This is a genomic window from Actinopolymorpha sp. B17G11 (assembly GCF_040196095.1).
GTDB lineage: Bacteria > Actinomycetota > Actinomycetes > Propionibacteriales > Actinopolymorphaceae > Thermasporomyces.
The window spans coordinates 13,946-33,610 of sequence record NZ_JBEFTW010000039.1 but is presented as its reverse complement, the minus strand read 5'-3'; the positions used below and the strand labels follow the sequence as shown (position 1 = coordinate 33,610).

The 19,665-nt window shown below is 66.6% G+C and carries 15 protein-coding genes and 1 pseudogene; 8 read left to right on the top strand and 8 right to left on the bottom strand.

Annotated features, from left to right (window positions below):
- Positions 1–23 precede the first annotated feature (23 nt).
- The 5 genes from ABN028_RS29370 (at position 24) to ABN028_RS29350 (ending at position 4,721) form a co-directional block, all read left to right on the top strand.
- Entirely contained in the window at positions 24–551 is a 528-nt protein-coding gene (locus tag ABN028_RS29370) for a SigE family RNA polymerase sigma factor (protein WP_349698857.1), read from the top strand.
- Entirely contained in the window at positions 548–1,804 is a 1,257-nt protein-coding gene (locus tag ABN028_RS29365) for a hypothetical protein (RefSeq protein WP_349698856.1), read from the top strand. The genes ABN028_RS29370 and ABN028_RS29365 overlap by 4 nt, the downstream gene beginning before the upstream one ends.
- Positions 1,805–2,119: 315 nt before the next feature.
- On the top strand, positions 2,120–3,502 hold the full coding sequence (locus ABN028_RS29360) for a hypothetical protein (RefSeq protein WP_349698855.1): 1,383 nt from the start codon (positions 2,120–2,122) through the stop codon (positions 3,500–3,502).
- Positions 3,499–4,044: a hypothetical protein gene (locus ABN028_RS29355; RefSeq protein ID WP_349698854.1), complete on the top strand. Its 546-nt coding sequence runs from the start codon at positions 3,499–3,501 to the stop codon at positions 4,042–4,044. The genes ABN028_RS29360 and ABN028_RS29355 overlap by 4 nt, the downstream gene beginning before the upstream one ends.
- A gap of 137 nt (positions 4,045–4,181) precedes the next feature.
- Positions 4,182–4,721: a hypothetical protein gene (locus ABN028_RS29350; RefSeq protein ID WP_349698853.1), complete on the top strand. Its 540-nt coding sequence runs from the start codon at positions 4,182–4,184 to the stop codon at positions 4,719–4,721.
- Between the two features lie 95 nt (positions 4,722–4,816).
- Here ABN028_RS29350 and ABN028_RS29345 read toward each other — a convergent pair whose 3' ends face one another.
- Positions 4,817–5,311, bottom strand: a complete 495-nt coding sequence (locus tag ABN028_RS29345) for a cupin domain-containing protein (protein ID WP_349331138.1) — start codon at positions 5,309–5,311, stop codon at positions 4,817–4,819.
- 235 nt (positions 5,312–5,546) lie between these two features.
- On the opposite strand from ABN028_RS29345, the pseudogene ABN028_RS29340 reads away from it, so the two are divergent.
- From ABN028_RS29340 to ABN028_RS29330, 3 genes and pseudogenes are all read left to right on the top strand, one after another.
- A pseudogene (locus tag ABN028_RS29340) lies at positions 5,547–6,188 on the top strand (ATP-binding cassette domain-containing protein); the annotation flags it as partial.
- Positions 6,189–6,346: 158 nt separating this feature from the next.
- Entirely contained in the window at positions 6,347–7,264 is a 918-nt protein-coding gene (locus tag ABN028_RS29335) for an ATP-binding cassette domain-containing protein (RefSeq protein WP_349698852.1), read from the top strand.
- A gap of 155 nt (positions 7,265–7,419) precedes the next feature.
- Positions 7,420–9,405, top strand: a complete 1,986-nt coding sequence (locus ABN028_RS29330) for an ABC transporter substrate-binding protein (RefSeq protein WP_349698851.1) — start codon at positions 7,420–7,422, stop codon at positions 9,403–9,405.
- A gap of 74 nt (positions 9,406–9,479) precedes the next feature.
- On the opposite strand, the gene ABN028_RS29325 is transcribed toward ABN028_RS29330, so the two are convergent.
- The 7 genes from ABN028_RS29325 to ABN028_RS29295 all read right to left on the bottom strand — a co-directional run bounded on the left by ABN028_RS29325 (position 9,480) and on the right by ABN028_RS29295 (position 19,420).
- Positions 9,480–10,430: an MASE1 domain-containing protein gene (locus ABN028_RS29325; RefSeq protein WP_349698873.1), complete on the bottom strand. Its 951-nt coding sequence runs from the start codon at positions 10,428–10,430 to the stop codon at positions 9,480–9,482.
- A gap of 271 nt (positions 10,431–10,701) precedes the next feature.
- Positions 10,702–13,203 carry a DEAD/DEAH box helicase gene (locus ABN028_RS29320; RefSeq protein WP_349331134.1) on the bottom strand — a complete coding sequence of 834 codons (2,502 nt, stop codon included), beginning with the start codon at positions 13,201–13,203 and terminating at the stop codon, positions 10,702–10,704.
- 112 nt (positions 13,204–13,315) lie between these two features.
- A complete protein-coding gene (locus ABN028_RS29315; RefSeq protein ID WP_349331133.1) occupies positions 13,316–13,492 on the bottom strand; it encodes a trypsin-like serine protease in 177 nt (58 codons plus the stop codon).
- Positions 13,493–13,530: 38 nt separating this feature from the next.
- Entirely contained in the window at positions 13,531–15,063 is a 1,533-nt protein-coding gene (gene murJ / locus ABN028_RS29310; protein WP_349698850.1) for a murein biosynthesis integral membrane protein MurJ, read from the bottom strand.
- 38 nt (positions 15,064–15,101) lie between these two features.
- Positions 15,102–16,178: a phospho-N-acetylmuramoyl-pentapeptide-transferase gene (gene mraY, locus ABN028_RS29305; protein ID WP_349698849.1), complete on the bottom strand. Its 1,077-nt coding sequence runs from the start codon at positions 16,176–16,178 to the stop codon at positions 15,102–15,104.
- Between the two features lie 220 nt (positions 16,179–16,398).
- Positions 16,399–17,727: a GNAT family N-acetyltransferase gene (locus tag ABN028_RS29300; RefSeq protein WP_349698848.1), complete on the bottom strand. Its 1,329-nt coding sequence runs from the start codon at positions 17,725–17,727 to the stop codon at positions 16,399–16,401.
- Positions 17,728–17,908: 181 nt separating this feature from the next.
- The gene (locus ABN028_RS29295; RefSeq protein ID WP_349698847.1) at positions 17,909–19,420 is read right to left on the bottom strand and encodes a UDP-N-acetylmuramoyl-L-alanyl-D-glutamate--2,6-diaminopimelate ligase; all 1,512 of its coding nucleotides are present in this window, start codon (positions 19,418–19,420) and stop codon (positions 17,909–17,911) included.
- Between the last annotated feature and the right edge of the window lie 245 nt (positions 19,421–19,665).

The window sequence follows — 19,665 nt, the reverse complement described above, 5'->3', positions numbered from 1 at the left end:
GAGGTACGAAAGGGGGCCATGCGGTGGATGACGAGATCGAGCACTACGAGGTGTTCGTGGCGACCCGGGCACCGGCGTTGCTTCGTTACGGCTACGTCCTGACCGGAAACCCACACGATGCCGCCGACCTGATGCAGGAGGCACTCGTCCGCCTGCGTACGGCTTGGCATCGGGTCGCCAACAAGCGCGAACCCGAGGCTTTCGTCCGCACCACGATGGCCCGGCTGCACGTCAGCATCTGGCGACGGCGCCGCCGCGAGACGCTGGTCGCGACGATGCCCGAGGAGCCATACACCGACCACACGTTCGACCTGGCCGAGCTTCGGGACGGCCTGTGGGACGCGTTGACCGCACTTCCGCGGCGACAGCGGGCGGTCCTGGTGCTGCGTTACTACGAGTGCCTCACCGATGAGGAGATCGCGGGAATCCTCAAGATCTCTCGCGGGACCGTCCGCAGTCAGGCAGCCCGAGCTCTGGAGAAGTTGCGGTCGCGCTTCCCGGAACCTGCCGAGCCGGCCGACGCCGGCGCAAAGGAGGGAGAGCTCCGATGACACGACGCATCGAACACGAACTGATGAGAACGCTGGAGAGCGCGGCAGGGCGGGCACCGAGACCTGCACCCGGGCTGCTCGACCAGTTGGAACGCAGGCACCGGCGCCGGAAGCAGCGGGGGCAGATCTTCCTCGCGACCGGGGCCGTCCTCGCGGTGGCGGGAGGTTCCGCGGCGTTGTTCGGCACGCCCGGGGCGTCCGGCCGGGACACGACTCTCACGCCCGCCGACCCGCCGGCCGACCCGCCCGCTGCCGGGTCCGGCAAGGTGCGACGGGAGGCTCCGGCCGCCGAGCCCGTCGAGAAGGTCTGGCCCGCGGCCGTCCACGACGTCCCCGACCGCCTGGCCGACGGGCGGAAGTTCCGTCCTCAGACCATGGTCGACGACCGCACGGTCCTTGTCTCGGTCGACGCCGGCTTCGAGAACGTCGGCGAGCTGTGGTTGTACGACATCCAGGACCGGACCGCCCGCAAAGTGACAACCGTGCGTACGCCGAAGGACGCGACCATCTTCGCCTCGAACTTCACCATCGGCGAGGGACACGTCGTGTGGTGGATCGCCCATCCGGACATGGGCCTGCCCAGCGTCGAGCTGTGGGCTGCGCCCCTCGCGGGTGGCGAGGCGCATCTGGTCGGTCGCGTCCACGCCAAGGGCGGCGTGGAGGGTGACATCGCGATCACCGGTGGCAAGGTGATGTGGTCGCACTCCGGCGGCGGCGTCTACCAGGCTCCGTTGGCTGCCGGAGGAGAGGCAGAGTTGATCGAGGGGACCGACGACTTCGGCCTCGTGGACTGGCCGTGGGTCGGCAGTCCGGTCCGGTCGCGCGAGTCCTGGTCCGGCAGCATGCCGGACGAGATCACCTACCGGACGCTGCGCAACCTCCAGACCGGGGAGGAACGCATTGCCACCGAACGCGACGGTCTGTGGACCTGTCGGGTGCAGTGGTGTGTGGGCGCCACGGACGACGGCGGGGCGGTCCAGCGCCGCGACGGCACGGGCCACCGCGAAGTCGGGAGCGTCATGACCTCGGTCACGTACGGCAACCAGCCGGCCCGGGATCGCTTCGTTCTCGCCGAGGACCGGTCCAGGTCCGTCATCTACGACATCAAGACCGGGAAGGCCGGCAGGGTCGCGGCCCTGGACGGTGGCGGTTTTCGGATGATGGGCGACGAGCGGCTCTACTACGTCGAGACAAAGGATGGTTACCAGCTGGTCGACATGGCGGCCATCGAAGCATCAGACCCCGCTCGCTAGGCACCTTCCGCCCTCGAACCCCTGTCCGAGAAGTCCGGGTGGCCCGAACAACCGAGTCGTTCGGGCCACCCGGCTTCTTTCTGCGTCCACGTACGCCTCGGGTGAGGTTCCCCCGGGTCGGTGTCCGCTGCCGGACCTCGTCGGAATTCAGGTCCGATGGTGGCACGGCCGGTGGTAGCTTCTGCGCGCCAGTGGGCGTACTTCCGGCCACCATCGCATCGTTCAGGAGCTCGGAGCCCCTGCCCTGCTCACGATGCGGCCAAGGACGGATGGACTGCGCGGAATCTCCATTCGTTCCGAGGAGGTGTGTGCCGGATGAGAACGCACCTCGACCTCGACACCCAAAGCCGCGATGGCGGTGTGTCAGTGTCCAGGCGGGCGGTGTTGTTGGCCGGACTCGCGGCGGCGGGTTGTGGCCAGGCGGAACGGCCCACCATCAAGGTCATTCGCCACCAGAGTTCCACCGATCCCCAGACCCAGGCCCTACGCGAGATCCTCGACCGCCGGGTGAATGCGCTGCGCAACGACGACGAGCGGACCTTCCTCGCCGACATCGACGATCGAAACCGCCGGCTGATCAGCGAGCAGAAGATGGTCTTCGCCAACCTGCGCCAGCTCGAGTTCACCCGGTTCGACTACGTTCTCGACCGGACATCGCATGCCGAGGAGGGCAGGCTGCTCCGCTTCGATCCGGTCATCCAGATCACCCAGCTCGTGACTGACGTCCAGACGGACGGGTTCGCGCCCGCCGAGACATTCCAGTACACGCTGGTCCCCCGGCACGACAAGCTCGCCATCGTCGAGATCAAGGGACTGGACGCCCACACGGCCGAGGAACTCGGGGTGAACGGGCCGATGGCCGACGCGCCGTGGAACTACACGCCACTGCACATCATCCGGGCGGGCAAGGTCTGGATCGCGGGCGACGGCAGTGTCACCGACCTCGAACAGTACGCCGACGCAGCGAGAACACACCTCCGCGACATCGAGGCCATCTGGGGTGACCGTCTCACGTTTCCCGGACACATCCTGTTTCTCACGAAGAACACCCAGAACTTCAAGAACTGGTACAGCATCGGTGCCTACGACAACTTCGACCCGAGGGTCGAGGGCGCCCAGATTCCCTTGCAGGGCGTACGAAAGAACGGCGAAGCCTACAGCGGCCAGTACGCCGGTGCACGGATCGTCGTCAACCTGCGGGGCAGCGGGCCGTGGAGCGATCCCGAACTCGTGATGCGCCACGAGTTGGCGCACGCGGTCACGGCCCGCGCGACCAGCGTCGAGGCCGGCTTCGGCGGGCTCGTCACCGCGGCGCCGAGGTGGGCGATCGAGGGCTTCGCCCGATGGGTGGAGACGGTGGGCAGCCCGAGCAGAATGGCTGATCTGCGCTTCGTCGTACGCGTCGCGGTGTTGGACGGCCGGTTCTCCGGGAAGCCACCTGAGTCGGACGCGTTCTACGGCGAGAACGTCGCGTTCAACTACGACCTGGGCGCCTCGGTGTTCGCCTACGTCGACAAGGTGAAAGGACAGAACGCCGCGGTCGAGTTCTACGCGAGCGTCATCGAGCACGGCGAGATCGGCGGAGCCTCGTTGGTCGAGACCCCGACCTTCGACGGCATCTGCCGACGCGTGGTGGGCGTGCGAGGGCGGGCGTTCCTCCAGCGGTGGGCAGCGTTCGTACGCGGAGGAGCGATATGAGCGTGCCACGTGCCGTACTCCTCTCGTTGCTAGTCGCGATGTTCGCCTGCGCGGCCGGCGGGCTCGGCGGGTACACGGTGGCGAACCGCGACACTCCTGACTTCGGCCCCCTGCCGTGCAAGGGCTCGGCGCACCTGTGCATACCCGAACTCGAGGCGGCGAGCGTCATTCGTACGTTGAGGACGCAGGGCCACGAGTGCCACCGGACCCTCGACAGGTGGAGCTGCGTGCTCCAGATCGGTGTCACGGAGTACGCCTTGTCGCTCCAGGTGATCGGAGGACAGGTCCACGGGTACTCGGCACGCGTCAGCACATCGGTCGACGGCCCGCCAGGCACGACATCCATCGCGTACCTGTCCTGGTTGGCGCAGCTGCCCTATGCGTATGACCCGGCGTTCGCGCAGCGGATCAGCACCTGGGTCGGCCGGCAGATCGAGAAGGGCGGCACGACGCACGCCGCCGTCGGCGGCTACGGCTACCGCGTGGATGCCGACGACGAGCAGGTCATCGACTTCGAGGTGAGAACGGTGGTGCCGCGATGACTCCGCAGGTCCCCGCCGAACAACGGCGCCCACTCGTCCCGCCGGGGCAGCCGTCTCCTTCGCAACCCCCCGCGTACCCGCACATGCCCGCTCACCCAGTCCGTCGACGCCGTTGGATGGCATTGGTCGTCTCGTGCGTGATCGCCCTTCTGATCGGTGCTTCTACTGGTGTGGCGGTCGGCCACCGGGTGGGTTCGAGGCCGGTGGGTCCGACCGGTCCACCCGCCGTCACGGCTGACTTTCCCGATGCCTCGCAACGGCACCTGCGCGGCGTTACGGTCTCCGGCCTCGCCGAGGACTGGCTCGCCGGAACGCGGTCATGGACGTGCGAGGTCTCCGACACCGGCACCGAGCCGTCCAGCGGTGCGTCGACACTCATGGGCTGCACGCCACGTGGCAAGGCCGCGCACGATCTCCGGGTCAACATCGAGTACGACGGCGAGGAACGGGTGCGGGCCGTGCACGGACTGTGCGTGTACGGCCCAGGAGACCAGGCCTGCAAGCGGCTGTTCACTGATCTCGCGGGTGTCCTGCTGGCCGGAGACGAAGGCCTTCGCACGCAGGCGGTCGACTGGGCCGGTACGCATGTCGACACCGACGACTCGACCGTGGTCGGGAATGTCCGGCTGATCGTCAGCCTGTCGCCGCACTATCTACGGGGTACGCCGGCCAGCTGATGCCGCATCAGGGAACCGGCGTCGCAGGCTGCCCTCGCCCGGTGGCGATGTGTCGCGCCGAGTGAGGTCACCGGGTCAGCGTCAGCGTCAGCGTCTCAGAGCGTCATCGGCGGACCGACCAGCTCGATGCCACACCTGGCGGCAATGCGCGCGAGCTCCTCGGAATCGATCGCGGCGTCGGTCAGCTCAGGCGGATGACCGACGCCCATGACGAACTCGTCGAATCCCGCGGGTGTGTGCAGCGAGAGGAGCCGCGCGTGGTCGCTGGTCACGAGGAAGGCGTGGTCGATCAGTTTCGGCAGCACCGCGGCCGAGCCCGCGCCGACGCTGAATTCCTCCCGGTCGACGCGCACACGCAGGGTGCCCTCGAGGACGAGGAAGGTCTCGGCGGCGTGGAGGTGACGGTGCACAGGGCTCGCGGAGCCCCGTGACATGGTGCTGTCGATGATGGCCAGTTCTCCAGCCGAGTGCTCGCCACCCAGCCGCACGCGCGCGACATGACCGAAGAATTCCACGGCGGCCTGTTCCTCGGGCGCGACGATGTACGGCTGCGTGATGCGTGAGGTTGGAGGTTGCTTCCTGCCGGTCACTGATATCTCTCCATGGTGCGTGGTGTCTCGTTCCTATGAGACAGGTGAACGTTATCTGAGTTCTGCCACGCCGACACACACACTGCGGCGGAGGAAAACCGTTGTACCGACGGAGCCCGCTGCTGCTAGCGTGCGAGGAAACCTCATCACCACCCTTCGGGAGAACGCGTCGATGTACTCGGGTAGTGCACTGGCGCGCTAGCTCACGGAAGCTTTGCTCAGAGCACCCGAAGCCATGTTCCAGCCGGGTTCGTACGCCTCGGCCGGTGTGGCTTCGGGTGCTTTTTCGTTCTCGAGCCGGACGCAGCCCACCCGAAACGCCCACCCCACACGCAGCTTTCCACGACCGAAAGGAGTCGTTGTGAGTTGGATACGCCTGGCTGATGTCAGCAAGAGCTTCGACGGGAACGTCGTCCTGCGCGAGGTCCATCTCCGCCTGAGCGAAGGCGACAAGATCGGACTCATCGGCCGCAACGGAGTTGGGAAGACGACGCTCCTCGATCTCGTTCTCGCCCGCGAAGAGGCTGATGCCGGCACTGTCGACATCACCGATGGCGTCACCATCGGATACTTCTCGCAGTTTTCCGAGCTCAGCGGAACGCAGACCATCGTCGAGGAGTTGGAGGGGTTGTTCGCGGACATCCATGCCGTCGAGAAGGAACTCACCGATCTCGAGGTCTCCCTCGACGAAGCCTCCGACGAGCCCACGATGACCAGACTCCTGGCACGGCAGGCAGCGCTCTTCGAGCAGATGGAGGCGCTCGACGGATGGACCTACCAGAACCGGATCGACACTGTTCTGACCACGCTGGGATTCAGCACCAGCCATCGCGACCTGCCGGTCGACCGGCTCTCCGGAGGCTGGCGGAACCGGGCTGCGCTCGCGCGAATTCTCCTGCAGGCGCCCGACGTCCTTCTGATGGACGAGCCGACCAACTACCTCGACCTGGAAGGTTTGCGTTGGTTGGAGTCCTGGTTCCAGGGGTTCCGAGGTGCCCTGATCTCGTTTCGCACGACCGCCACTTCCTCGACGTGGTGGCCAATCGCATCGTGGAGATCGAGAACCATCACCTGCAGGAGTACGAAGGGACCTACACCGACTACGTACGCAAGAAGCAGATGCGGCTCAAGACGCTGGAACGACAGTTCGTCCATGAAGAGGAGCTACTGGCCTACGAGCAGGAGGCGATCGCCGACCGGCGCGAAGCCGCCAGGAACCCCACCCCGCACCTTCGTCGACGACTGGCGAACATCAGGAAGGACGCCACACCGCGACGGGTCGACAACGTCATCACCAGCATCTACGACAACCTCTATGTCAGCAACGACCTCTGCCGCGTGGAGAACCTCACGAAGGCGTACGGACCCCATGTCGTCTTCGAGGACCTCTCCCTGGAGATCCACCGCGGCGACCGCTTCGCGATCACAGGTCCCAACGGCTGCGGGAAGACGACGCTCATCGACGTACTCGCGGGGGTGTCCCCACCTGACGCGGGTCGCGTCTGGTGGAGCAAGGGAACGCGATTCATCTACTACAACCAGATGCTGGCGGAGTTGGATCCGGACGACACCGTAAGCCACGCCGTCAATGCGCTGCCGGACAGCATGGCGTTTCACGCACCGCGCCGGAAGGTCAACCGCTTCCTCGCCCTCTTCCAGTTCTCGGAGATCGACCTTCAGCAGAAGATCCGCACGCTGTCGGGCGGGCAGCGGGCCAGGGTCGCCCTCGCACAGTGCCTGCTCTCGGGTGCTGCGGCGGTCATCCTCGACGAGCCCACCAACCATCTCGACCTCACCAGTACGCAGGTGATGGAAAGGGCACTCGTCCATTTCCCGGGCGCTGTCGTCGTGGTCAGCCACGACCGCTACTTCATCGAGAAGGTGGCCCATCGGCTGCTGGCATTCGAAGGTGACGGGAGGGTCCGCGAGCGGGCGAGCCTTCCATCCGGTTGACGACAGGTGACCGGTCCTCGTCCGTCCGCGCGACCTTGACGACCTTCGGGCTGGCTGCTAGAAGTACGACTGAGGTTCGGTCAGGACCGGAAGTCCGGAGCTCTGAGTTCTCGCCCTGCATCACCCCTCCATGCTCGAGATGAGTTGATCGGACGATGACACGAAGACGAGCCTCCGAGATGGACCGGCGCGCGCTCCTGAAGTGGACGAGCGGCACGGTCGTCGGGACCTATTTGGTGACCGGCTGCGACCTGCTGTCCACCGAGCCGACGAAGCGGGACGGAGAAGGCTCCGGCCGCGGTGAGGCCCAAGGCAAGGAAGCGCCCATGCTGGCGGAACTCGTCCAGGAGGGAAAGCTGCCACCTGTCACCGAACGTCTGCCCAGATCGCCGGCGGTCGTGTCACCGCTGGAGGGAGTCGGGCGCTACGGCGGCACGATCCGCATGGCCACGACACTCGCACCCTCATCTCGATTCATGATCGTGTCCCGTGAAGGCCTGGTGGAGTGGGCACCAGGACAGACGCAGGTGGAACCGGGGCTCGCGGAGTCGTGGGAGGTGAGTGAGGGTGGGAAGGTCTACACCTTCCACCTCCGCGAGGGCGCCCGGTGGTCAGACGGCAAGCCCTTCACCGCTGACGACGTGATGTTCTACTACGACGCGATCCTGTCCAACAAGGAACTCACGCCGGTGTTCCCGACGTGGCTCGCCGTCGGTGGCAAGCCGTGCACGATCAAGAAGGTCGACGACCACACGATCACGTTCAACTTCCCGGCGCCACACGGTCTTCTCCTGCGGCAGATGGCCTTCCGGGGCGCCTTCCAGGGGAGCATGCTGGCACCGAAGCACTACCTCAGCCAGTTCCACCCCGACTTCGTACCGAAGGACGAGCTGGAGGCGAAGGCGAAGGACGCCAAGTTCGACACCTGGGTCGACTACTTCGTCGACCGGAACAGCCCGGCCACCAATCCCGACCGTCCGGTCATGGCGCCGTGGAAGGTCGAGACCAAGAGCGGCGGCACATCGAGAGCGGTGGCCGAGCGCAATCCCTACTACTGGAAGGTCGACACCAGCGGCAACCAACTGCCGTACGTCGATCGCCTCGTCGAGGAACTGCTGGATCCAGAGGTCATCACGCTTCGGGCGATCAACGGCGACCTCGACCTGCAGTTCGAAAGCGTCCCCATCGGTGACATGCCCTTGCTGGCGGAGTCGGCGGACAAGGGCGGCTACCGGGTGTTGCGGTGGGCAAGCGACGCGCCATGGATCGCGATGTACATGAACCAGAGCACCAAGGATCCGGCGCTCCGCGCACTGATGCAGAACATCGACTTCCGCGCCGGACTGTCCCACGCCCTCAACCGGGACGAGCTCAACAAGATCCTCTACGGCGGCGCTGGCGGTACGCGGCAACCGTGCGCCGTTCCTCAGGACGACTACTTCGTCGAGGGTACGGGCGAGCGGTTCACCGAGTACGACGTGGACAAGGCAAACGCCCTGCTCGACAAGGCCGGACTGGAAGCACGGGACGGCCAGGGTTTCCGCCTCCGGCCCGACGGCGAGACCCTCGAGCTTCTCATCACCACCTTCACCTACGAGTACGGTGGATCGGCCAACGCCACCGACGCGTACGAACTCGTCAAGCAGCACTGGCGAGAGGTGGGGATCAAGGCGCAGTTCGAGAGGATCGACCGGACCCTGTGGTCAGAGCGTGTCACGGGAAACCTGGTGGATATCCCTGGCTACACGGTTGCGGGAATCCTGTGGGACGTCGACCCGGTGTGGTACGTGCCCACCTCGGCCTTCACCTACTGGGCTCCCGCCTACGGTCAGTGGTACGAGACCGGTGGTGAGGCGGGAGTGGAGCCACCGGAACAGTTCCGTGAGCTGCAGCGGTTGTACGACCAGATGGTGACAGAGATCGACGACGAGGCACGCAAGGAGCTTGGTCGACAGATCCTTGCCGCGCACGACGAGAATGTGTGGATGATCGGCACCGTGTCCACGCCGTTCACGCCACTGATCGTCAATGCCGACCTGATGAACGTCCGCGAAGAAGCGGTCCTCAGCTATCGACTCCAGTTCACCGCGACGACCGGGATGGAGCAGCTGGCGTACCGGAATCCTCAGGAGACGAGTTGAACGCCCACGTCCTACGTGGGACGTCCGTCGGCCCATCGTGCTGGGAGCCGATGGACCAGACGCTCGGCGCGGTGTCACCCGGAGTTCGGTGATCGCTCACCCTGCGGCGACTCCTGAGGGTCGGGTGGGCGAGGCAGTTCGCTCGCGGCCTTCACATAGGGCAACTTTCCCGCCTGGAGGAGGCTCTCGTGATCCTCGATGTGTTCGATGACCTCGGTGAGCCGGGTACACGCCCGCTCGATGTCGAGCCGTGCGCGATCGCGCTGACTGATCACCACCGCGAAGAACAACCCGCCGAGCACCAACGAACCGTTGAGGAGTTGCAGCTCGACCATCCGGCGCATCACGTCGTCGCCGGCGAACGGGCCGACACCGCGCGTCGCCGCGTCGACCACCACGACGGCAATGATGAACGTGCACGGCGTGACCGCTATCAGCTGGTACCGCAAAGCCGCCCACGCGATGATGGGGAACGCCAGAAAGAACAGGCCGACTTCACGAAGCTCGACAAAAGGAACGACAAAGGAGACTGCGGCCAACAACCCGATCTCTGCCCAGGCGCGCCACCCCATGGTTCGAAGCTGAGGAAATCTGCGCAGGGAGAAGAGCAGCGGTGCGGCGGCCAGGACGCCGATGACGTCGCCGGTCCAGAAGATGAGCAGGGTCGGCCCGAAGAGGCGCTCCGGAATCTGGTCGGTCAGCAGAAGGATGGTAGGACCGAAGAATGCGTTCACCAACGTCGCCACAAAAGCACCGAGAACGACCAGTGCGACAGCGTCTTTGAACCGGTCCAGCTCTGGTCGGAAGCCCACCCACCGCAGCAGTAGGCAGCCGCACAAGGGTCCGAGCGTGTCCCCCACCGAGGCTCCCACTGCCGGAACGATCGTCGGTGCCAGCGCGAGCTCGAGCGGCAGGGAGCCGAGCATGATTCCGGGAGCGACGCGTAACCCAAACACCATCAATGCAACGAGAGCGACACCCGAAGCCGGCCAGAACGGACTCATGTTTCCGATCGATGAGCCCATCATCCCGAGTCTGGTGGCACCGTGATAGGCAACAGCGACGCCGACAATCTGCGCGGCGACGGTGAGGTAAGCCCGAATTCGGGGGTCACTTGCCCAGGTCATATAAAAAATCCGGCCTTGCCGCCGTTCCAGACGCCTTTTCCGACGGCTAAGGTGCGCTGAGTTCAAGCCGGAACTCGTCTGGGCCAAAGTTACGCAGTCACCTACCGCTCTGCCAAGTCCTGGGGTATCGCAGAAGCGTTCGACGCCCCGTCGCTGCGGCCCTCGGCGGTCACTGCTGGTCGGGTGCGTTCGCGAGTAGGACGTCGAGGAGTCCGACGGCGCCCGCCTTGTCGAGTGGATGGTTGCCGTTACCGCACTTCGGTGACTGTACGCATGCGGGGCACCCGTCGTCGCATCCGCAGCCGGCGATGGCGGCACGGGTCGCCCCCAGCCACTCGTGCGCCGCCCCGAACCCGCGTTCGGCAAAGCCCGCACCGCCCGGATGCCCGTCGTACACGAACACCGTCGGCCGTCCCGTGTCGGCGTGACGTCCGGTGGAGACGCCGCCGATGTCCCAACGGTCACAGGTCGCGAACAGGGGGAGCAGGCCGATGGACGCGTGCTCCGCGGCATGGGCAGCGCCTGGAATGTCCGCCTCGGTGAGCCCGGCAGCGGTCAGCAGGTGGTCAGGGAGCGTCCACCAGACCGCGCGGGTCCGCAGGGTGCGCGGCGGCAGCGTCAGCGGATGCTCACCCAGCGGCTCGCCGGAGAGCGAGATCTTGAGGTAGGACACGACCTGGCTCGTGACCTCGACCGATCCGAGTTCCAGCGACGCCTCACCCCAGTCCACCCGCCGGTCGCTCGCCAGCACCCGCACGTCGCTGGTCTCGCGGACGACCGTGGAGTGGTCGTGATCGCTGCCCGCAGCCGAAACGACGGCGACACCGGCGTCGAGGTCCAGACGATCGACGACGTAGGTGTCGCCCTGGTGGACATAGACGGCGCCGTCGTGCACCGCGGCGTGCGAGGCGGCGGCGTCGACCGTGCCCAGCAGCCGGCCGGTCGACGCCTCGATCAGCCTGACCTGGAGCCCGCCGCCCGACCGGATGTCGGTGAGGTCGCTTGCGCGGTCACGGAGGACCCAGAACCAACCGGACGCCCGCCGCCGGAGCTTGCCCTCCGCCTCGAGGGCTGCCAACGCCTCCGAAGCCGCCGGCCCGAACCGCTTCAGATCCGCGTCCGTCACGGGCAGTTCGGCGGCCGCGGCCGCCAGGTGCGGTCGTACGACGTAAGGATTGTCCGGATCGAAGACTGTCGCCTCCACAGGCGGGCCGAACAATGCCTCGGGGTGCCGTACGAGATAGGCGTCCAGCGGATCGTTCCGCGGGATGAAGACGGCGAGTGCGCCGTGCCCGTCACGCCCGGCGCGACCGGCTCGCTGCCAGACGGCGGCCCTGGTCCCTGGATAGCCGGCGAGGAGCACGGCGTCGAGCCCCGCGATGTCGATGCCCAGCTCCAACGCGCTCGTCGTCGCGACCGCGAGCAGGCTGCCGTCCTGCAGTGCGCGTTCGAGCTCGCGGCGTTCCTCGGGGAGGTAACCGCCACGGTAGGCCGCGACCCTGCTCTCCAGCGCGGGGTCGAGCTTGGAAAGGTGTTCCCGGGCCAGGGTCGAGACCAGCTCGGCACCCCGCCGGGAGCGTACGAACGCCACCGACCGCACACCGTCGGCGACCAGAAGGGCCAGCAGGTCGGCGGCCTCGGACGTCGCGCTCCGGCGCAGCGGCATCCCGTGCTCACCCCGCAGGGAGGTGACCGGCGGCTCCCACAGCGCGAACGACAGCCCGCCGTGCGGCGAGCCGTCCTCCGTCACCTCCGCCGTCGGGCGCCCGATCAGTCGTTCGGCCGACTCGGCGGGCGCACGCACCGTCGCCGACGCCAGCACGAAGACGGGATCGGCGCCGTGATGTTCGAGGATCCGCTGGAGTCGCCGCAGCACCTGGGCGACGTGGGAGCCGAACACGCCGCGGTAGTGGTGGCACTCGTCGATCACGACGTAGGCAAGCGAGCCGAAGAACCGTGCCCACCGCTCGTGCCCCGGTAGCAACGAACGGTGCAGCATGTCGGGGTTGGTCAGGAGGTACGCCGCGTGGTTGCGAGCCCAGTCGCGGTAGTCCCGCGAGCTGTCGCCGTCGTAGGTCACGGCCGGCAGGTCCGGCCCGCCGAGCGCGGTCACGGCCCGGAGCTGGTCGGCGGCGAGGGCCTTGGTCGGTGCGAGGTACAGAGCGGTACGCCCGCGGCCGGGGCCGGCGCGGCGTCCGTTCGGCTCGTCGATCCTGAACATGCCGGCGATGTCGAAGTCCAGGGTGAGCTGGCCCGGCAGCGGCTCCCGGGGCCGGCGTGACACCCGCCGTCTTCCGCCTCGACCGGCACGTGCCTGCGGGGTGAGCACGTCGGCGAGCAGGGGCAGGAGGTAGCCGAGCGACTTGCCCGACGCCGTGCCGGTCGCGACGACGACATCTCGACCCGCCCGCATCGACTCGGCGGTCTCGACCTGGTGGGTCCAAGGGCGCTCGATCCCCCGCGCCCTGAGCCGGCGTACGACCTCGCGGGGCACCCAGTCCGGCCACGGCGCCGTCCGTCCGGGGCGGCCTGGTGTCGACTCTACGTGCACGATCCGCTCCGCCCGGTCGCCCGCCGCCGCCAGCCGGGACAGGACGCGGAGCGGATCCGGGCGGGCCACGCCACCGGCCGTCGGACCGGCGGCCGACGGGGGAAGCTCGCTCGTGGACATGCCGTTCAGTGTCACACCTCGGACCCCCGGACCTTACCGACGAGCCCGGCCTCGACATCAGAACACCCCGTGGCGACCATGCTCGCCACGGGGTGTCCTGCGGGTCGACGGATCAGAGCAGGCTGAGCCCGCCCGCCGCCAGCGCCTCGCCGACTGGCTGGAAGAACGACTGGAACCCGGCGCCGCAACTGCCGACGGTGCCGCCAGACGTGATCCCGATCGCGGTGCTTCCCTGGTAGAGCGAGCCGCCGCTGTCGCCGGGTTGGACGCAGGCGGTGGTCTCGATCATGTCGAACACCGTTCCTTCGGCATAGCGCCTTCCGCCGTTCAGCCGCGGCGGAGCACGATTCGTACGGCCGCGGTGAGGACGCTCAACTCGGGTGCGCGGATCGCTGCGAGGACGGCGAGGAAGACCGCAGCGATGCTCATGCTGGAGAGGGCGGCGGTGACGGCCGCACCCACGGCTCCGTCACCGATTCGGTCGGCGACGAGGTGGGCGCACAACAGCCCGGCGGGCACGGAGAGGACCGCGGCGCAGCCGGTCCGTGCCAACAGTCCGGCGACGTGCCGGAGACGTACGGCCCCATGCCGGCGTCGCAGGAGCCAGGTGTTGAGAAGCGCGGCGCATCCGACGGACAGCACCGTCGTCCCGGCCAGCCCGGGCACCCCGAAGACAGGACCGAGCGTGACATCGCCGACGACGTTCACCGCCATCGCCACGAGCGCCACCAGGACGGGGGTCACGGTGTCACCGACGGCGTACGACGCTCTGGTGACGACCTCCCGCCAGGCGAGGGCAAGCAACGCCGGCGCGTACCACATCACCGCCGTGGAGGTCGCCTCCCCGGCCTCGGCGTCAAAACTGCCTCGCTGGTAGACGATCTGGACAACGAACGGCGCGCACACCAGCAGCGCCGCGCTCATCGGCGCGATGACGACCATCACGGTGCTCAGGCCCTGGCCGACCAGCCGGCGCAGCTCGCCTCGGTCGTCGGCCGCGGCGCCGAAGGCAGGGTAGAGCACCGTCACCAGTGACACGACCACGAGCATCTCCGGCAGCGTGACCAGCCTCCAGCCGTACGACAGTGCGGAGATGACGCCCTCACCCAGGAACGAGCCGACTGCCCGGTCGACGAGGGTGTTGACGTTGACGATGGCGCTGCCGACCAGGAGCGGTGGTGCCAGCCGGGCGACGGATCGGAACCCCGGATCACGCAGGTCGAAACTGATCCGAAGTCGCAGCCCGATCGCCCGCAGCGGGATCAGCTGACACACCAGCCGGGCGGCCGAACCGAGAACGAATCCCGCAGCCAGGGCCGCCACGCCGTAGCGCGGACCGAACGCCGCGACCGTACCGATCATGACCAGGTTGAACGGCACCCCCTGCACACCCGCCCAGAAGAACCGCCGGCGCGCCTGGGCGACCGCAGCGAGCAGGTTCGTGCCGGCGACGAAGACGACGGCGACAAGGATGATCCGGGTCGACGTCACCGCCAGTTCGGACTGCGCGGCATCGAACCCCGGCGCCAGCACTCTGACCACCGGACGGGTGAACAGCCACAGCATCACTGACGCCACACCCAGGACCAGCACGGTGACCGAGAGGACAACCGTCGCACTGTGGCTGGCACGCTGTGCGGTCTCCTCGGTGGCCGTCGCACGCGCGACCACCGGAACCAGCGCCTTGGCCATCGCGCCCGCGACCAGGCCCAGGATGAGGTTCATCAACCCCTGACTCACCAGGTAGGCGTCGAGCACAGCTCCGGCACCGAACACCGCCGCGATGACCACGTCGCGTCCGAAGCCCAGGAGCGCCGAAGCCGCACTGAGTAGCGTCAGCAGGGCTGCCGCAGAGCCCACTCTCGTCCTCCGTCCCGACACGTCGCGACCAGACGAGATCAGGAATGGGTGAGCCACTCGGCGTAGAACATGCCGAGTCCCGAGGCGACGAGGATGCCGCAGATGATCCAGAAGCGGATCACGATGGTGATCTCTGGCCAGCCCTTGTGCTCGTAGTGGTGCTGAATGGGGGAATTCAGGAAGATCCGGCGGGGGGTGCCGGTGAGGCGTCTGGTCAACTTGAAGTAACCACGCTGCAGGATCACCGAGGCGTTGGCCGCGACGTACAGTCCGCCGATGACGATGAGCAGCAGTTCGGTCCGGGTCGTGATGGCGAGGCCGGCGATGGCGCCGCCGAGCCCGAGCGCACCGGTGTCGCCCATGATGATCCGGGCCGGGTTGGCGTTCCACCACAGGAATCCGCCGCAGGCGGCGGCCAATGAGAACGCGATGATCGCGAGGTCGTACGGGTCGCGTACCTGGTAGCAGCCGGGCAGGTCGGCTGCCGCGCATGACTGGTTGAACTGCCAGACGCAGACGATCGTGTAGCCGGCGAAGACGGGGACGCAGGTGCCCGCGGCGAGTCCGTCCATGCCGTCGATCAGGTTCACGCCGTTAGACGTGGCGGACACCATGAACAGTGCCCACAAGACGAAGATCACGGCTCCGAGTTGTAGGCCGGGGAGGTCGCGCATGAAGGAGACGAAGGTCGACGCGGGGGTGAGCCCGTCGGCATCGGGAAGCTGGATGGCGAGGATGGCGAACACGACGGCTACCAGGGTTTGGCCGACCAGCTTCGTGCGGCCGCGTAGGCCGAGGTTCCGTTCGCGAGTGACCTTCAGGTAGTCGTCGAGGAAGCCGACCGCACCGAGGCCGACCAGCAGGAGCAGGACGAGCATGCCAGACGCCGACGGCCCGGCGCCGGCGACAAGGTGTGCAACCAGGTACCCGATGACGGCGGCGGCGATGACCGCCGTCCCACCCATGGTGGGGATCCCCTGCTTGACTTGGTGCATCGGCATGTCGTCGTGGATGGGTTGGCCGAGTCCCTTCCGTACGAAGAACCGGGCCACCAAGGGAGTCAGCGCGAGGGACAGGACGAGCGATACGACACCACCGAAGAGGATCGCTTTCATCCGTCATACCTGCCGACGTTCCTGCCGGTCGCCGACATCTCCTCAGCCACAACGGTTACCCTCCGTCACGCCGCTTTCCAGCAGCTGGTCCCACAGCGCTCTTGAACCGTTGACGATAGCGATACGGCCTGTCGCCCCGCGTCATACCCGGCGCCGTGGCCGACGGCAGCCAGGCGGGATGCGGGATGTCGCGAGCCCGGCAAAGATCCACGGGACACCCCTAGTCGACCAGGCGGGACGTGCGCTTGGGGAAGAGGGCCTCCAGTAGCGCCTCGGCCTCACTGTTCACCCAGATGTCGGGATACGGGGCGCGCAGCTCGCGTAGCGAGCTGTGTCCGAACACCAGGCGTAGGAAGATCAGCGGCGGAAAGCCGCCCATCGCCTCGTACGTTCGGAACCGGCAGTCCTGGACATTCGTCAGCTTGCCGTTCTCGAAGCACATCCGCAGGCCACCGCGGTAGAAGTCGAGGGTGAGTTCGCCGCTGTAGCCCGTGAACGTCGAGTTCACGAGCCGTCTTTCGAGGATCGGCGCGATCAGGCGCAGGAAGCCGGGCAGGTCAGGCACACGTACGTACCAGGCGGCGGGCGGCTCGCGGTGTGGCAGCCACTCCGGCCGCAGGGCGTCGTAGAGAGGATGGTCCCGACCCAGTTCGAGGATGAGCCGCTGCAGCGGCCTGTCCGGCCCGCCCTTCGTAGGTTCCTCTTCACCCAGGCGCTTGAGTTCACGCAGCAGCGCGGGGGCCAGGTCATAAAGGTTGGTCCCTGCCGTGGATCCGATCATGGAGGTCAGGAAGACATCTGCCGACCGACGATACGGCGTGAAGACGAAGCCACAGAAGTCACCATCGGCCCTTTCGATGACCCGCACGCGAGCATCACTCCATGCTGGCCCTTTCTCGTGCTCCGCGTCGATGTGGTACTTCCAGAACGAGTCAGGTAGGCGACGCGATACCAGGTACGTGGACTGCTGGCGCCGGTGGCATGCGGCAATGGAAGGGATGTCCTCGTCCCGCGCTTGCCGCAGCCGGTACTGCTCACCGCTTCCTGACGGCTCGTCGGGCAGCAGTCCAAGTGCGACCGTGACCCGACCACGCTCGTCGACCGCATACTCGTAGCCGAACTGGCGATAGAAGAACGGGATGCCGGTAATCGCCTGCACCGGCCTACCTTCACGCGCGGACCGCTCGTGCATGACATCGAGGGCAGTGCGAATCAAGCCTCTGTTCCGGTAACCCGGCTCGGTCGCCACGATGTCCGGACGGGCCACCGGAACAACGATCCCCTCGAACTCCCAGTCCTCCTGCAAGTAGAAGGCACTGGCGACGATCCGGTTGCCCTCCTTGCGGGTGTCCTCGACGACGACGACATCCTCGGGCCCCATGAATGGGTAGTCACCTCGCATGTGCCGTCGCACAGTGTTCGCCAGGCCAAGGTTTGGTTCGTCGTCCTCGCTGCCCCGGAACACCAGGCTGTTCAACTCGGCGATGTCCTCGGTGTCCCTCGCCGTGGACCAGCGAAGGACCAGTCCATCACCAAGGTCCCGTCGCACATCGCACCTCCGGCTCGGTAGGTCCACGCCCACGGTCGCTGATCAGTTCGACCACGGTAGGAGACGCGTCTGCCCCGCCCAACCGAATTTCGTGGACCGTCCACACCGCCGAACACGTATACCGTCGGTGTCCACTGGGTCGAATTCGCGCATGAACTCACCCACTGGTGACCGGCAGGCCTCACCGATCGCAGGTGCCCCGAGACCTTGCCAGGCAACGATCAACTGCCGCTGCATCGCTGAACTCGACCACCTCGTCCCCCACGATCTGGTACTTCTCGTCCCCTTTGCCGGCGACCACTACCACGTCATGACGGAGCGCCTCGTCGATTGCCCACTGAATGGCGTCCTCACGGTTGGAGAGCTTCACATATCGACAGGCTGTCTGCTTCAGGCCACCCTCTACCTGCCTCATGATGGCCTCAGGATCTTCGCTTCTCGGGTTGTCGCTGGTAAGCACGCAAACGTCGGAACCAGATCCGGCGACAATCCCCATCGGCTCTCGCTTCGTCTTATCCCTATCGCCACCACATCCGAAGACTGTGATAACTCGCCCCTTCGAGAGCGCCCTCACAGTCTTGAGGAGACTCCGGAGGCCAACTGCAGTGTGCGCGTAGTCGACGATGACTCTCAGTCCGTCTGTTGACCGTAGGACCTGGAATCTCCCAGGCACCCAACTCGACTGCGACGTGGCTTCCACAGCCTCCGCAAGTCCGTAGCCCAATTCGACGCAGACCGCCGTAGCAGCCAGACAGTTGTACACCGCGAAGATCCCTGGAGTCTCGGACGCCGCTCGCACATTGTGCCCGCCATGGGATATGACGAACGTCGCGCCTGTTCCATCGACCTGAATATCGCTGGCCATGAACGCGTGGCCTCGCCCTTCAATTCCGTACGTCAGAACAGGGCCACGGGTCTCCCGACTAATGACGTTCGAGAAGTTGTCATCGCCGTTCACTATGGCACGAGCGCACATCTCGAACAGTCTGAGTTTCGCTTGACGATACCCTTCCATCGACCCGTGCGCGTCCAGGTGATCACTCGTGAGATTGGTGAGGACGCCGATGTCTACTCTCGATCCGGCAAGCCTCTCGGCAGCCAACGCGATCGACGAGGCCTCCAGAACAACACTTGTCGCCCCGCGTTCTCGCAGACCAGCGAAGATCCTCTGCAGGTCAATCGCCTCGGGCGTCGTGGGGGTAGATCTGGGATGGGCGATCGGGCTGCCGTCGAGCGATACACCGGTAGTGCCGACCGTTCCCGTGGGCCGGCCGAGCCTCGTCAGGGCTCCACCGACCATGTTGGTCACCGAGGATTTTCCATCAGTTCCGGTAACGGCTATGACCGTCATGTCCCTGGTGGGCTGCCGGAAGAACCGGCTCGCCACTCGTCCTGCGGCAGCCCGAGTGCTCGGCACTTGCACAACCGTCGAGCCGGGTGCCGCCATCGCAGCGGCATGGATGTCCTCGACGAGGAACGCTTTGGCGCCACGCAGGCCACACTCCGGGATGTAGGAGTGCCCATCGACGCGCCCGCCCGTGAGACAGACGAAGAGGCTTCCATCTTTCACATCATCCGAATGAGCAGTGATATCGGTAATCGGCTGTTGCGCATTGCCGGAGACCAGAGACCAGTCCAGATCAGATAGCAGGTCACTCAGTAGCATCGTTTCCTCTGACGTTTCCTCGACCATCTGGTCCGCAGGCTGCGACGCTGGCCGGCGTCCTGCCCAGTGGATGCGCCCCGACGTCTCGCTCGCGCTCCCGCCGACAGTGTTTCAGCCTCCGGCGACCGGAACAAGCCGCACGGACGCCGCGAACGAACGCCCGCCCTGGAGGCCGCGCCCGGGCCGGACGATAGGATGTAAAGCAAGCTTGGGCGAAGGACGGTGGCAACCCGGTACCGGCGCCCAGTTGAGTTCACCGCCGGGCCGATGAA